Genomic DNA, 248 nt, shown 5'->3' with positions numbered 1-248 from the left:
CCAAGTACGGGTACAAGGTTCGCTCCTACCTCCAGTGTAATCGTCTGCTCAATAAGACTCGCGCTTTTCGCCACATCCTGAATTTGCAAAGCGATATCGCGAACTTCAAGACTCCAGACACCTATCCAGGCACTTAAGGGTGCCGTACCAAACGGATCAGGAATGACCAGCACATTCTCTAACGTATTCTCTCGCATAACTTGCGATAAGTAATCCTGATAAATATTAGTATGACTCATGACCATGGC

At 46.4% G+C, this 248-nt stretch carries 1 protein-coding gene; it reads right to left on the bottom strand.

Annotated features, from left to right (window positions below):
• A partial coding sequence (locus tag LZ634_RS22530; protein WP_234508951.1) for an aryl-sulfate sulfotransferase N-terminal domain-containing protein occupies positions 1-248 on the bottom strand: 248 nt, incomplete at both ends.

It is taken from the genome of Kluyvera intermedia (assembly GCF_021440345.1).
In the GTDB taxonomy this organism is placed as follows: domain Bacteria; phylum Pseudomonadota; class Gammaproteobacteria; order Enterobacterales; family Enterobacteriaceae; genus Kluyvera; species Kluyvera intermedia_A.
Note: the sequence above shows the minus strand (reverse complement) of the source record. Positions and strands in the feature narration are given on the sequence as shown.